We start from the raw sequence: 14,147 nt of genomic DNA, 5'->3' as shown, positions 1-14,147 counted from the left end.
CTTGGATCGGTTGGTGATTGCGATGCGCTGCTTAGTTCTCGATCGCAATCGGGGCAGGTTCGGGTTTGGGCTTGGCGCCGATGCGCTCCAGCAGGACGTAGAAGATCGGGGTGAAGAAGAGCCCGAAGATCGTGACACCGATCATGCCGGAGAAGACGGCGACGCCCATGGCCTGGCGCATCTCGGCACCGGCACCGCTGGCCGCGACCAGCGGATATACTCCCGCGATGAAGGCGATCGAGGTCATCAGGATCGGGCGCAGGCGCAGACGGGCTGCCTCCACGGCGGACTCGATGACGCCCTTCCCTTCCTCACGGAGCTTCACGGCGAACTCGACGATGAGGATCGCATTCTTCGCCGCGAGACCGATCAGCACGATGAGACCGATCTGGGTGAAGATATTGTTATCGCCATCGGTGAACCACACGCCTGCCATCGCCGAGAGCAGAGCCATCGGGACGATGAGCAGCACCGCGAAGGGCAGGCGGAAGCTTTCATACTGCGCGGCCAGCACGAGGAAGACGAGCAGGATGCTGAGCGGGAAGATCAGGACGCCCGTGTTCCCGGCTAGAATGCGCTGATAGGTGAGGTCGGTCCATTCCATGGCGACGCCTTTCGGCAGGGTTTCCTTCGCCACCTTTTCCATAAGCGCCTCGGCTTGGCCCGAACTGAAGCCGGGGGCGGGGCCGCCGTTGATCTCGGCAGCGGGGTAGCCGTTGTAGCGCATCGCGCGTTCGGGCCCGTAAGTTTCCTTCACGTCGAGCACCGAGCCTAGCGGGACCATTTGGCCCTTGTCGTTGCGGGTCTTCAAGCGGGCGATGTCCTCCGCGCTGGTGCGGAACTCCGAGTCCGCCTGAGCGACCACTTGGTAGGTGCGGCCGAAGCGGTTGAAGTCGTTCACATAAAGCGAGCCGAGATTCACCTGCATGGTCTCGAAGATATTGCCCAGCGGGATCCCCTGCTGCTTCGCCTTGGCGCGATCAACATCGGCTTCGAGCTGCGGGGTATTCACCGTGAAGCCCGAGAAGACGCCGGCGAGTCCGGGAGTCTGGTTCGCCTTCGCGATCAGAGCCTGGGTCGAGTTGTAGAGTTCGTCGTAACCGAGGCCGGCGCGGTCTTCCACGTAGAGTTTGAAGCCCCCGGTGGTGCCGAGGCCATTGACGGGCGGCGGCGGGAAGATGGCGACGAAAGCGCCTTGGATCCCGTTGAACTCTGCCTGCAACTGCGCGGCGATTTCCTTGCCCGACATGCCCTTGCCTTTCCGCTCCTCGAAGGACTTCAGACCGACGAAGGCGATGCCTGCGTTCGGGCTATTGGTGAAGCCGTTGATCGAGAGGCCGGGGAAGGCGATGGAGTCCGCGACTCCGGGATGCTTGAGCATGATCTCGCCCATCTTGCGCACGACTTCATCCGTGCGCTCCAGCGAGGCGCCATCGGGGAGCTGGGCGAAGGCGACGAGATACTGCTTGTCCTGCTCCGGCACGAAGCCGGAAGGAACCTTCTTGAAGGTCGTGTAGGTGAGGAAGACGAGGCCGCCATAGACGATCATCGCGATCGCACCGCGGCGGACCAAGCGGTTCACGCCATTCGAGTATTTGTTAGACGACCACTCGAAGAAGCGGTTGAAAGGACGGAAGAACCAGCCGAAGGCCTTGTCCATCGCCTTCGACAGCCAGTCCTTCGGTGCGTGGTGATCACGTAGGAGCAGGGCGCTGAGGGCCGGCGAGAGCGTGAGCGAGTTGAAGGCCGAGATGACCGTGGAGATCGCGATGGTGAGGGCGAACTGCTTGTAGAACTGGCCGCTCAAGCCGCTGATGAAGGCGGTAGGAATGAACACCGCGGAGAGCACGAGGGCGGTCGCCACGATGGGACCGGTCACTTCGCGCATCGCGCGTTTGGTGGCCTCGAATGGCGAATAGCCGAGCGCGATGTTTCGCTCGACGTTTTCAACTACCACGATGGCGTCATCAACCACGATACCGATGGCGAGCACCAACCCGAAGAGGGATAGCGCATTGATCGAGAAGCCGAGCATGCTCATCACCGCGAAGGTGCCGACGAGCGATACCGGAACGGCGGCGAGCGGAATGATCGAGGCGCGCCAGGTCTGCAGGAAAATGATGACCACGAGCACCACGAGCGCGATCGCCTCGAGCAAGGTGTGCACGACGGCCTTGATCGAGTGGCGGACGAAGACGGTGGGATCGTAGGCGATCTTGTAATCGAGGCCTTCCGGGAAGTCCTTCTTGAGCCTTTCCATCGTCTCGCGGACGGAGTCGGAGAGGGCGATCGAGTTTGAACCCGGGAGCTGGAAGATCGGGATGGCGACGGCGGTCTTGTTGCTCAGCAGCGAGCGCAGCGCGTACTCCGAGGCACCGAGTTCGATGCGCGCGACATCGCGCAGCAGGGTGCGTTCACCTCGTGCTCCGATCTTGAGAACGATCTCGCCGAACTCTTCCTCCGTGACGAGACGGCCCTTGGTATTGATGAGCAGCTCGGTATCGGTCGCGTTCGGGTTTGGCTGCTGCCCGACGGATCCCGCAGCGACCTGGATGTTTTGCTCTCGTATGGCATTGACGACATCGCCGGCGGTCATGCCGCGAGAGGCCACTTTATTCGGATCGAGCCAGATGCGCATCGCATAGTCGCCGGAGCCGAAGAGCTGGACCTGACCGACGCCGGGGAGGCGCGTGAGGACATCGCGCACTTGGAGCGTGGCGTAGTTGCGGACGAAGATGTCGTCGTAGCGTCCGTCCGGGGAGAGCAGGTGCACGACCATGGTGAGGTCGGGCGAGCTCTTCACGGTGGTCACGCCGATGCGCCGGACTTCCTCGGGCAATTTCGGAAGCGCTTGTGAGACTCGATTCTGCACCTGCACCTGGGCCATGTCCGGATCGGTGCCCAACTTGAAGGTGACCGTCAGGGTCATCACGCCATCGCTGGTGGCCTGCGAGAACATGTAGATCGAGTTCTCGACCCCGTTGATCGCTTGCTCGAGCGGAGTGGATACCGTCTCGGCGATCGTCTTCGGGTTCGCACCCGGATAACTGGCGCGGACCACGACGGTCGGCGGAATCACCTCGGGATATTCGCTCACCGGCAGGCGCCAGAGGGCGATCGCGCCGATGAGGAAGATGACGATGGATAGGACGCCCGCGAAGATGGGGCGTTTGATGAAGAAGTCGGAGAAATTCATAGGAGGGACTCGTTGGCGGCCGGAATCGGGACGAAGCGCCCCCGGCCGCCCGGAGCACAAGGCTCCGGGCAGTTGGAGTTAAGGGGTCCGGTGAATGGCTCAGTTCACCGCCACGGCGGGGTCCACGATCATGCCGGCGGTCACCCGCTGCAGACCGTTCACGATCACGCGGTCACCATTCTGGATGCCTTCGCGGATCACTCGCTTGCCGTTGAGCACGGGGCCGAGCTTCACGCTGCGGTAGTTCACCGTGTTATCGGCGGCCACGGTCAGCACGAACTTCTGGCTCTGGTTGGTGCCGATCGCGCGTTCGCTCACCATCAGCGTCGGTGCCGGAGCACTGACGGGCAGGCGCACGCGGGCGAAGAGTCCGGGGACCAGCTTCTCATCCGCATTCGGGAAGACCATGCGATACACCAGGGTGCCGGTGGAGGGATCCACGCGGTTGTCGGTGGACTCGATGTAGCCGCGGTGCGGGAAGCCGTCCTCATCACCGACCTGCATCTCGACCACCACCTTGCCGTCCTCGGCGGCGAACCCGCCTTCACGACGGATGCGATCGAAGGTCAGTGCGGTGGTTTCATCGGCGTCCGCATAGACATACACGTCGCCCACGGAGACCACGGTGGTCAGCAGGGTCGCGCCACCGGGAGTGCCGGAAACCAGGTTTCCGGCGGTCACGAGGGCGCGGCTGACCTTGCCGCGGATCGGCGAGCGCACGTTGGTGTGCTCCATGTCCAGCTTGGCCGAGGCCAAGGCGGCTTCGGCGGACTGGAGATCGGTGCGGGCCTCGGCGAGACGCGAGTTGCGCGTTTCGGATTCCTCGATCGAAACGGCGCGGGCCGAGACCAGGCTGGCGGTGCGCTTGGCCTCGCTTTCGGCGATGCCGACACGGACCTTCGCGCGCTCCACCGCGGCGACGGCGGAATCGAGTTGGGCCTGATAGTAGCGCGGGTCGATCACGAAGAGCACGTCACCCTTCTCAACGATCTGGCCGGCTTGCAGGCGGACTTCTTCGATGTGGCCGGAAACCCTCGGGCGGACCTCGACCGTTTCGCGGGCATCCACCCGGCCGAGGAGTTCGCGGTGATCGGTGACGGTCTGCTGTTCGACCGGGGCAACGGTCACTTGCGGCAAGTGCGCGGGCGCCGTTACCGCAGCCTCTTCCTTGGCCAAGGCCTTGGGCACGAAATGGAGCCCTGCCGCGGCGGCACCCACGCCCAGCAACATGATTGCCAGGCGGGCGTGGAACTTGGAAGCCGGAGGCTCCGGAGCGTCGGGGAGACGAAACTCCCCTTCTTGGTCTGTCGGGGTACTCATGGAGGTAGTTCGCTGAATGGTAAGTCTGTGAGGCGAAGGACGGGGTGCTCAGCGCATCCCGCCGGAGATGAAAAAGCTCTCTCCTGTGATCCACGACGATTCGGGACCGGCCAGGAAGACAGTGATTCCGGAGATATCTTCCGGTTTGCCGATGCGGCCGAGCGGGGTGATCGCCTCGATGCCCTTCTGCATGTCGCTGCCGATGAAGCCGGCACTCTGCGCACCCTCGGTATCGACCATGCCGGGATTGACCGAATTGACCCGGATCTTGCGGGGGCCAAGTTCGGCCGCCAGCACGCGGGTGACGGCATCCACCGCACCCTTGGTGGCGGTGTAGACCGTGCCGCCGGGGAAGCGGGCGGTGGAAACGGTAGAGCTGATGTTGATCACGCTGCCGCCTTCCTCCGGGAAGAGGGGCGAGGCTTCCTTCACTGCGAGAATGAGTCCGAGGACGTTCAGGTCGAACTGCCGGTGGAAGCTCTCCGGCGTGATCTGCTCGAGCGGGGCCCACTCATAGATGCCGGCGTTGTTCACGAGGATGTCGACGCGGCCGAACTCACGCTTGGTAGCGGCGAAGAGGCTGGCGACTTGATCCGGCTTGGAGAGATCGGCTTGGACGGCGACGGCGCGGCCGCCGGCGCCGGTGATTTCGGCGACGACGCGGTCGGCACCGTCACGGCTGGAGGCGTAATTGACCACCACGGAGGCGCCGGCGGCGGCGAGATCCTTGGCGATGGCGGCGCCGATGCCCTTGGAGGCTCCGGTGACGACGGCTACTTTTCCGATCAGTTGATTCGTGCTCATGGAGGAGGCGGTAGTTGACTGTTTGGTAAATATTTGAGGCAAAAAAAATGCGTGGAAGGACTCAAGGATGGCCGACCGGACCGAAGTAACGGGTCTTTAATGCCAATAAACTCCTTGTAGGGACGACGAGGGAGGACGTGACCAGCCGGAGGCGGACAAAAAGTCTGTAAATGTCTGTGCTTTTGCGGATGTTCATCGCTGAGAATCAAGGATTTGTAGTTGACTATTTAGTAAACAAACAAGGCAAAAAAAGGGAGGTCAGGAGCCCGTGCGGGCGGCATCGGCGGCAGGAACCCCAAGGAAATCCATGACGATCTGAGGGAGGATGCGGAGCGGATCCAAGCTGTTCTGAATGCGGGCCTCGGTGAGGCTGCCTTCGTAAAGCGTGTAGAGGGCTTTGGCCTTGATCAAGGGGTCCCCGGCGGCGACCAGACCGTCGGCTTGGGCATCGCGGATGGCGGATTCCAAGTAGCGAACCTTGCGGCAGAGGGTTTCCTGAACCTTCTGGCGGATCGGGTCGTTCTGGGTGCAGACTTCGGAACCCAGTGAGAAACAGGCGCAACCGATAATCTTGCCGTATTCTTGCTGCATCTCCTTCTGGCAGTCGTAGGCGGACTCCATCATGAGGCGGATGCGCTCAAGCGGCGGATTCGAGGCCGAGAACATCGCGTCGAACTTCGGCTTGATCTCGACCTGCCATAGTTCATCAAGGGCCGCGACCGCAAGATCCGACTTCGATTCGAAGAAGTAGTAGAAGCTACCCTTCTTCACGCCGGCTTTCTCGCAGATGGCGTCAATCGTCACGACCCCGTAGCTGTTCTCCCAGATCAAACTGAGAGCAGCGTCGAGCAGTCGTTGCTTGGCGTCACTTTTGCGTCCCACGCCGGAATAGATAGTTGACCGTTTGGTAAACAACAAGGGGAAAGTTCGAAAATCTTCGCCAAGGTCCGATTGGAGCTCGAGGCCGAAGAAGGATTGAGGGGCCAAGGAACGCCCGCTTGAATCCGCCGCAAGATGAGCCGGACCCTATCTCCCCTGCCGCAGCACCAAGCATTGGTGGACTGGATCCGGAGCAAGGAGCCCGAGGTCTGGGCCTGGCAGTCGGACGCCGAGCGACTGACGCAGGATGCGGAAGAAGTGCGTCTCTCCCTCTTGCGGGATTCCTACCGGATGGATGCGGAGGGCCACCCGGAACTCTTCGCCGAGATCCGGGCAGCGCAGGAAGCCTTGGGCCTTTCGGAGATCCAAGTGCACGCCTACCAAGCCCAAGGGCGGACCGATCCGAATGCCGCCATCTGTTATCTTCCCGGCGAGGCGCATCTCATCTTCACGGGGCCGATCCTGACCCTGCTCAGCGGGATGGAGCTCAGGGCGGTGATCGGTCATGAGCTCGCGCACTACCTTCTCTGGCAAATGGGAGACGGGGCTTACTACTTGGCGGACCGGATCCTGCACCAATCCGCGGCACACGCGCAGGCGGAACCAAGCCACATCCAGAGTGCGCGGCTATGGAGCCTGGCGACTGAACTCTTCGCCGACCGCGGCAGCTATCAGGCAACCGGCTGCTTGGAGACCGCCGTGGCGAGTCTGGTGAAAACCTCGACCGGCTTGGCCCATGTCAGCGGCAAGAGCTACCTCTCGCAGGCAGCGGAGATCTTCTCCAAGTCGAAGCCCAAGACCGAGCAACTGACCCATCCTGAAACCTTCATGCGGGCAAGGGCGCTGCAGCTCTGGGTCGAGGAAGGAGCCGATCTCGATGCCGCAGTGGCGCTGATGCTGGAAGAAGGCGAAGGGCTCGACGAACTCGACCTGACACAGCAAGTGCGCCTCACCGCCCTGACGCGGCGCTTCCTCGAACAACACCTGCGCCCGGCTTGGTTCCGCAGCGATGCGGTGCTGGCGCATGCACGGCTGTTCTTTCCCGATTTCAAGCCCGCGGAGGTGGCGGATGAAGCGCTACTCACCGAGCTGTTAGATCTCTCGAAGGCGCGGCGCGAGTACCTCTGTCAGGTGATGCTGGACTTCTGCGCGGTGGATCCGGACTTGGACGAGCTACCGGTCGCCGCCGGGATCGAACAGTCACGGGCGATGGAAAGCCTGGGTCACTTCGAAAAGCTGGCCACGAAGGAACTCAAAGTGAAAGCGAAGGACCTGAAGCGACTGAAAGAACAATCCGCAACGCTCCTCGCCCAAGCCGCAACGAATCCCACGCCATGAACGAGTCCGCATTCACCCGCTTCCTCGAACAAGGCGTCGCGCAAGGAGGCTTCGAGGCCGATGACGTGCTGGCCGCGGTGCTACCGCTGATGCGCGAGACGCTGGCGATTCATGAAGCCGACAGGGTGGCGCCGCTACGCGGCCTTTCAGACATCGTGCTCCATGAAGACCGCAGGTTGGGCTTCGTATCCGCAGAAGGAATCGAAGCCTCTAACAAGGCCCTGAAGGTTTACGAACTCCAAGCCCCGGTAGGCCGCGGCGTGGAGGTCATCGGCGAGCGGCGCTATGACTCGGACAACGAACAGCACCGGACGGAGGTCACGAATCTGGATGTCGCGGCGGTGGGTGCGGAGATCACGCGACCGATGTTCGTGCCGGGACACGTGGCCTGGGAACACGTGATCGGTCATCACGATGAACTCACCGACATCCACTCGCTGGGCCTGCTCCTGGCGAGCCTGACTTGCGGGCTCGACTTCACGGAACGCGACGAGCTGGAGCGCTTCGCCGATGCGCGGCAGAATCTCTTCTCGATCGCGCCGCGCCTGCACCCGGTGATCGCGGCGCTGATCACGGAGATGACGGAGCTGCACCGCGGCAAGCGCTCGCAGGATCTGGCCACGCTGATCCGGCAGCTCGAGAACTACCGCGAGCAACCGTTGGATACCGACGTGCTGAGCCTGCCGGGCCTCGAAACCGCCACGAAGGGCGGACGCCGGAAGATCATCCAGACGCACCTGCGCGACCGGTTGTTCGAGATCTCCCGCCGCAACCGGCTGATCTACTTCAAGAGCTCGCAGGGCTCGCTGAACCTGACGACCGCTAGCGTGCCGCTGGTGCTGGACTACCGGAACATCCAGCCGGAGCAGCTGCTCTACTGGCACGAGGGAGTGGCAGCCGAGCTGAGCGCCGGGCGCACGCTGCCGCTGCAGAAGTGGCTGCGGACCGAGGAGACCCCGTACCTGCCCGGACAACTGGACAAGCTGATCAGCGAGGCGAGGCGGAGCCGGGCCGAGTATGGTTTCTCGCAACTGCGGCTGGTGATCACCTTCCTGCGCTGGAACAATCTGCGCGAGGCACCGCAGGAGCGGATTCATTCCCCGCTGCTACTGCTGCCGGTGGAGCTGGTGAAGCGCAAGGGCGTGAAGGATCACTACACGCTGGAGCCGCAGGGCAACGAAGCGGAAGTGAACCCCGCGCTGCGCCACCATCTCAAGCAGCTCTACGATCTGGACCTACCGGCGACGGTCGATCTGCGCGAGACCACGCTGAAGGACTTCCATGAGAAGCTGCGGGCGCTGATCCAGAAGACGGAGCCGGGAGTGTCCCTGAGCTTGGTGGACAAGCCGAAGATCCAATTGATCCATCAGCGGGCGCGGCAGAGCCTGGACCAGTACCGCCGCCGGATGGCGCGGCACGCCAAGCGCGCGAAGCGGGCCGGGAGCATCGACTACAGCTACGACCGCAGCGACTTCCGGCCGCTGGGCCTACAGATGTTCCAAAGGCTGGTGCAGCCCTCTCCCCTGCCCCTGCGCGAACTGGCCGGAGCACCGCCACGGCCGCGGACGCCTTTCATGGTGCCACCTACGGAGGCGGGTGTGAGCGAGCGGACGATGTTCACGCTGGTGGAAGAGGCGGAAGGAAATCCCTACGCTTGGGAGTTCGACCTCTGCGCGATCACGCTGGCGAACTTCAACTACCGGAAGATGACGCTGGTGCGCGACTACGCGAACCTGATCGAGCACGACACGGCGAACGCGGCCTTCGACCGGATCTTCTCGATCGAGCCGAAGGCGGTGGAGATGGAAGCGCCGCCGCTGCTGCCGCCTTCCGACCAGCATCTCATCATCTCCGCGGATGCGACCCAGACGGGCGCGATCGCGAAGGCGCGGCGCGGCGACAGCCTGATCATCCAGGGCCCGCCGGGGACCGGCAAGTCACAGACGATCACCAACCTGATCGCGGACTATGCGGCACGCGGCAAGCGGGTGCTCTTCGTCTGCGAGAAGCGGGCGGCGATCGACGTGGTCTTCCACCGCCTGCGACAGCAGGGCCTGGACGAGCTGTGCTGCCTGATCCACGACTCGCAGACGGACAAGAAGGAGTTCATTCTGAACCTCAAGCAGACCTACGAGCAGTGGTTGGCCACGGGGAACGGTGGAAGCGAGGGCGATGCCAAGCGCCACGCGGCGCTGCGGGCCATGGAGGGCGAAATCACGGCGCTGGAGCGGTATCTCACGCAAATCGAAACCGCACCCGCAGGATCCGCGAGCAGCGCGAAGGAACTGCTGCACCGGCTGATCGAACTGCGCGGGACGCACGACGGGAGCGCCTGCCCCGAACTGAGCGCCGCGGAAGAAGAGCGGCTGCCCGGCTACGACGAATGGAAGCAGCACGGCGATGCGGTGATCCGACTGAGCGAGGTGCTGCACGATCTGGGAGCCTCTCCCGTATTTGCGAAGCACCCGCTGCGCTGGCTGGGCGAAGCGATCCTCCAGCGCGATACACCGCTGGACGGACTGGCCGAACGGATGGACGACTGCGAACGCCGGCTGGATGATCTGGACGACGCGCTGCAGCAGACCGGGCTGCCGGTGGAGCACTGGGACACGCTGGAAGAGATCGGGCAACTGCTCGGCTTCGCGCAGCGGCTGCTGCCGATCGCGGAGCGCGGGCTGCTCGACCTGTTAGACGGAAGCGGCCAGCGGTTCGCGGAGTTCACCAAGCTGGCGGCGGATTTCCGCAACAAGCGGCAGGAGCTCGAAGGCGCACGGGCGAAGACGGTGAACTGGCGCGACAAGCTGACGGCGGAGGACACGGCCAGTGCCCGGGCGCTGGAGCCGAATGTACGAGGCTTCCTGAAGTTCCTGAATCCGGCGTGGTGGCGCCTGCGCAAGGTGCTGGCGAGCCGCTACGATTTCTCCAAGCATGCGGTGGCGCCCTCATGGGAGCAGGTCCTTTCCGATCTGGCGGCGGAGCATGCGGCGGCGGCGGCCTATGCGGCGGTGGAATACCGCTGCTCGCAGGAATTCGCCACGCAGAATCCCGATGCGCTGCACGGGGACCTGGCACGCCTCGCTGATCCGGCGGCTGCGCCCGCGGTGGTCGCACTGCGGCAACAACTGCTATCCTCCGAACGCGGTGCGGCGCTGGTGAAGACGCTGGCAGCGCTGGCACCCGGATTCCAAGTGCTGGAGAAGGAACTACGCGAGCTGATCTACCGCGGCGAGGGTAACAGCCTGGCCATGCTGGCCGCGGCGATCCGGGAGATGCGCGAGGAGATGGATGCGCTGCCGGAGCTGCTCCCGGCGCTGCGCGAGCTGACGGGCACGCCTGAAGCGATGCGGCGCTCGGTCCGCGAGTTCTCCTTCACCGCGGAGCAACTGGAAGCCGCGTGCGCGCGGAAAAGTCTGGAGCAACTGTATCGCGAAGACCGGATGCTGCAGCACTTCGACTGCCATGTGCTGCAGCAGAAGCTCGACCGGCTAGCGGTGGCGCATCGCCAATGGCTGGAGCACAACGCCGGATGGATCCGCGCGCAGGTGCGCAAGCGGTTCGTGGAGCACGTGCAGATCTCCAACCAATCGGCCACGGTGCTGACGCCGGAGCAGAAGGTTTTCAAAAAGGCCTACAGCGCGGGACGGCGCGAGCTGGAGCACGAGTTCGGCAAGACGATGCGCTACAAATCGATCCGCGACCTGGCGGCGGGCGAGACCGGCGAAGTGGTGCGCGACCTGAAGCCGATCTGGCTGATGAGCCCGCTCTCCGTGTCCGATGCACTGCCGCTGGATGTGGCGCTGTTCGACGTGGTGATCTTCGACGAGGCGAGCCAGATCCCGGTGGAGGATGCGGTACCCGCGGCGTATCGCGCGCCGCAGGTGATCGTGGTGGGCGACGAGATGCAGCTCCCGCCGACGAGCTTCTTCAGCAGCAGTGGCGGTGATGGCGAGGACGAGATCACGGTGGAAGAGGAAGGCGAGTCGGTGAGCGTGCTGATGGATGCGGATAGCTTCCTGACCCAGTGCGCGAGGAACCTGCCGAGCACGCTGCTGGCCTGGCACTACCGCAGCCGCTACGAGTCCCTGATCAGCTTCAGCAATGCGGCCTTCTACGGCGGCGAGCTGTATACGATCCCGGACCGCCAGCTTTCCATCCACGAAAGCCGGGATCTGGTGGCGGAGACTCCGCTGGAGGCGGACGAACTGCTACCGGCAATCCTCTCCCGCCCGATCAGCTACCTGCGCTGCGGCAATGCGCCCTATGAAGACCGGCGCAATCCGACCGAGGCCGCGGTGGTGGCGCGTCTGGTGCGGGCGCTGCTGCTCTCCGAAAGCAAGCTGAGCATCGGCGTGGCAGCCTTCAGCGAGGCGCAGCAGAGCGAGATCGAATCCGCACTGGAGACTCTGGCAGAGGAGGACCCGAACTTCGGCACGCTGCTGGAGGCGGAGTATGTGCGCGAGGAAGACGACCAGTTCTGCGGGCTCTTCGTGAAGAATCTGGAGAACGTACAGGGCGACGAGCGGGACATCATCCTGATGTCGGTCTGCTACGCGCCGGACCCGAACGGGAAGATGCGGATGAACTTCGGCCCGATCAACCAGCGCGGCGGCGAGAAGCGGCTGAACGTGATCTTCAGCCGGGCGCGGCATCATATGGTGCTGGTGAGCAGCATCCGCCATGCGCAGATCACGAACGACTACAACGACGGTGCGCGGGCGCTGCGGAACTTCCTGCACTACGCGGAGAGCCTCTCGCGCGGCGAGCCCGCGGCGGCGCGGCAGGTGCTGGAGGGACTGAACCCGCTGAAGCGGAAATCGCTAGCGACGGAGAGCTGTGGCGGCCTGATCGCGGGTCAGATCGCGAGCGCGCTGCGCGGGCGCGGATGGACGGTGGACACGGGCGTGGGTCAGAGCCGCTTCCGCTGCGATGTGGCGGTGCGCGCCACGGGTGCCGACAAGCATCAACTGGCGGTGCTGGTGGAAGATGGCGGGAGCTCCGGGGTGCTGGAGCGATTCCACACCCGGCCGGGGATCCTGCGGGCCTTCGGCTGGCAGGTGGCGACGGTGGTGGCGAAGGACTGGTGGCACGATCCGGAAGCCGTGCTGGAACGGATCGAGCGGTTGCTGCGAAAGGAGATTCCGGAGTTGGTGGAGGAAGAGATCGAGAAGCTGCCTGCGGAGGAAGAAGTGAAGAAGCCGGAAGCGGTGATGCCCCAGGGTGCGGATGCTCCGGTGGAGGCCGTGGCTGCGGGTGAAGGAAGAAGGTTCGAGTTCACCGAAGGCAACTCGCGGAAGTTCTGGGCGGTGGCTCAGGAGGGTCCCTCGCTGGTAATCCGCTTCGGTAGGATCGGGACGAAGGGTCAGGCGCAGACGAAGACTTTTGCAGATGAGGCGCGGGCGCTGCGCGAGATGAACAAGCTGATCGCGGAGAAGACCGGGAAAGGGTATGTGGAGGTGGAGGGGTAATGAGCTTGGGGCTCTCGACGCTACAAGGGAGAGCCACCAAACGAGTGGAACGGCGCCCCCGGGGATGACGCGAGCAGCCGGAATGACGAAGTCATTCCTCTACTAGGGATGCCGTAGGCCGCGAGGGTGGGATCGTCCGCCTGAAGGCGGGACTACGCACCCTTGAGAGCGGGCGGCGAGGGTTGGCCCGGCCAAGCCAGGACGTCGCGCTACCGGGCTTACTTCGGAGGGAGACCGGCTTTCTCGCGCTCGAGGATGGCGATGAAGTCGGAGAGCTCCTTGGTGCGGGGGCCGTCCGGGCTCTCGGCAATGGCGCGCTTCAGGATGGCGATGGCCTCATCCTTCTTGCCGGCGGAGGCGAGGGTACCGGCGGCGTGCCCATAGACTTGCTGGCGGAGTTCGCCCTTGATGGTGCCATCGGCGAGAGTGGTTTCAACGTGCTTCATCGCTCCCTCGAGATCTTGCTTGGAGCGGAGTTCGCCGAGCTTGGCCATGAAGGTGGCGAAGGCCTCTTCATTCCCCTGACGGGCGGTGAAGCCGGTGGCATCGGCGGGGTCGGCCGCCTTGATCTCCGCAGCCAGCTCCGGGTAGTTGGAAACGAGCATGGAGTTATCGAGCCCCATGCCTTCCAGCGCCCCGATCAGGAGGCGGGCTTTCTCCACGCCGTCCTTGGAGGAGGCGGAGGCGATCGCTTGGTCGCGAGCGGACTTCTTCGCGAGGAGGGTATCGAGGTGAGGCAGGTATTTGTCCGGACCGCCGGGCTGGTAGCCGGTGGCGGCGAAGGGCTTGCCGCTGGCATCGCAGAGCAAAATGGTGGGATAGCCCTTGATGGGATACTTCTTGATCAGCGCGGCATTCTGCGTGGCGACCGCCTCGCTGACGCGAGACTCGTCCTTGGGGTAATCGAGCTCAAGCAGGACGAACTTGTCCTTGGCCGGGGCGAAGCCGGGTTGCTCGAAGACTTCCTTTCGGAGCTTGATGCACCAAGCGCACCAGTCCGAGCCGGTGAAATCGATGAGCAGGTCCTTCCCCTCCGCGGCAGCCCGCTTCTTCGCGGCCTCGTAGTCGGCGGTCCAATCCTCCCCCGCGGCGAAGGTGGAGCTGAGAAGAGCCGGGATGAGAAAAAGATGGCGGAGCCGCATGAT

Annotated in this window: 7 protein-coding genes; 2 read left to right on the top strand and 5 right to left on the bottom strand. The window is 63.9% G+C overall.

Annotation, left to right across the window (positions count from 1 at the left end; all coding sequences use genetic code 11):
* Positions 1–31: 31 nt before the first annotated feature.
* The 4 genes from OJ996_RS04425 to OJ996_RS04410 all read right to left on the bottom strand — a co-directional run bounded on the left by OJ996_RS04425 (position 32) and on the right by OJ996_RS04410 (position 6,202).
* Positions 32–3,196, bottom strand: a complete 3,165-nt coding sequence (locus tag OJ996_RS04425; protein ID WP_264511605.1) for an efflux RND transporter permease subunit — start codon at positions 3,194–3,196, stop codon at positions 32–34.
* Positions 3,197–3,295: 99 nt separating this feature from the next.
* A complete protein-coding gene (locus OJ996_RS04420) occupies positions 3,296–4,516 on the bottom strand; it encodes an efflux RND transporter periplasmic adaptor subunit (RefSeq protein ID WP_264511604.1) in 1,221 nt (406 codons plus the stop codon).
* A 48-nt stretch (positions 4,517–4,564) separates the two neighbouring features.
* Positions 4,565–5,320, bottom strand: coding sequence for a glucose 1-dehydrogenase (locus tag OJ996_RS04415; RefSeq protein WP_264511602.1), 756 nt, complete (start codon positions 5,318–5,320; stop codon positions 4,565–4,567).
* Between the two features lie 258 nt (positions 5,321–5,578).
* Entirely contained in the window at positions 5,579–6,202 is a 624-nt protein-coding gene (locus OJ996_RS04410; RefSeq protein ID WP_264511599.1) for a TetR/AcrR family transcriptional regulator, read from the bottom strand.
* A 132-nt stretch (positions 6,203–6,334) separates the two neighbouring features.
* Here OJ996_RS04410 and OJ996_RS04405 point away from each other — a divergent pair, with 132 nt between their 5' ends.
* Complete coding sequence (locus OJ996_RS04405) at positions 6,335–7,537, top strand: M48 family metalloprotease (RefSeq protein ID WP_264511597.1); 1,203 nt, start codon at positions 6,335–6,337, stop codon at positions 7,535–7,537.
* On the top strand, positions 7,534–13,002 hold the full coding sequence (locus tag OJ996_RS04400) for a WGR domain-containing protein (RefSeq protein WP_264511595.1): 5,469 nt from the start codon (positions 7,534–7,536) through the stop codon (positions 13,000–13,002). Before OJ996_RS04405 ends, OJ996_RS04400 begins: the two co-directional genes overlap by 4 nt.
* A gap of 218 nt (positions 13,003–13,220) precedes the next feature.
* On the opposite strand, the gene OJ996_RS04395 is transcribed toward OJ996_RS04400, so the two are convergent.
* Positions 13,221–14,144 (bottom strand): thioredoxin family protein, encoded by a 924-nt coding sequence (locus tag OJ996_RS04395; protein ID WP_264511593.1) that lies wholly within the window; start codon positions 14,142–14,144, stop codon positions 13,221–13,223.
* Positions 14,145–14,147 lie beyond the last annotated feature (3 nt).

This window comes from Luteolibacter rhizosphaerae, from assembly GCF_025950095.1.
Lineage (GTDB): Bacteria > Verrucomicrobiota > Verrucomicrobiia > Verrucomicrobiales > Akkermansiaceae > Haloferula > Haloferula rhizosphaerae.
The sequence above is the reverse complement of the archived record's forward strand: the minus strand, read 5'-3'. Positions and strand labels throughout refer to the sequence as shown.

Coding starts and splice junctions, on each gene's coding strand:
- OJ996_RS04425 (WP_264511605.1), bottom strand. CDS start 3,196: ATGAATTTCTCCGACTTCTTCATCAAACGCCCCATCTTCGCGGGCGTC.
- OJ996_RS04420 (WP_264511604.1), bottom strand. CDS start 4,516: ATGAGTACCCCGACAGACCAAGAAGGGGAGTTTCGTCTCCCCGACGCT.
- OJ996_RS04415 (WP_264511602.1), bottom strand. CDS start 5,320: ATGAGCACGAATCAACTGATCGGAAAAGTAGCCGTCGTCACCGGAGCC.
- OJ996_RS04405 (WP_264511597.1), top strand. CDS start 6,335: ATGAGCCGGACCCTATCTCCCCTGCCGCAGCACCAAGCATTGGTGGAC.
- OJ996_RS04400 (WP_264511595.1), top strand. CDS start 7,534: ATGAACGAGTCCGCATTCACCCGCTTCCTCGAACAAGGCGTCGCGCAA.
- OJ996_RS04395 (WP_264511593.1), bottom strand. CDS start 14,144: ATGCGGCTCCGCCATCTTTTTCTCATCCCGGCTCTTCTCAGCTCCACC.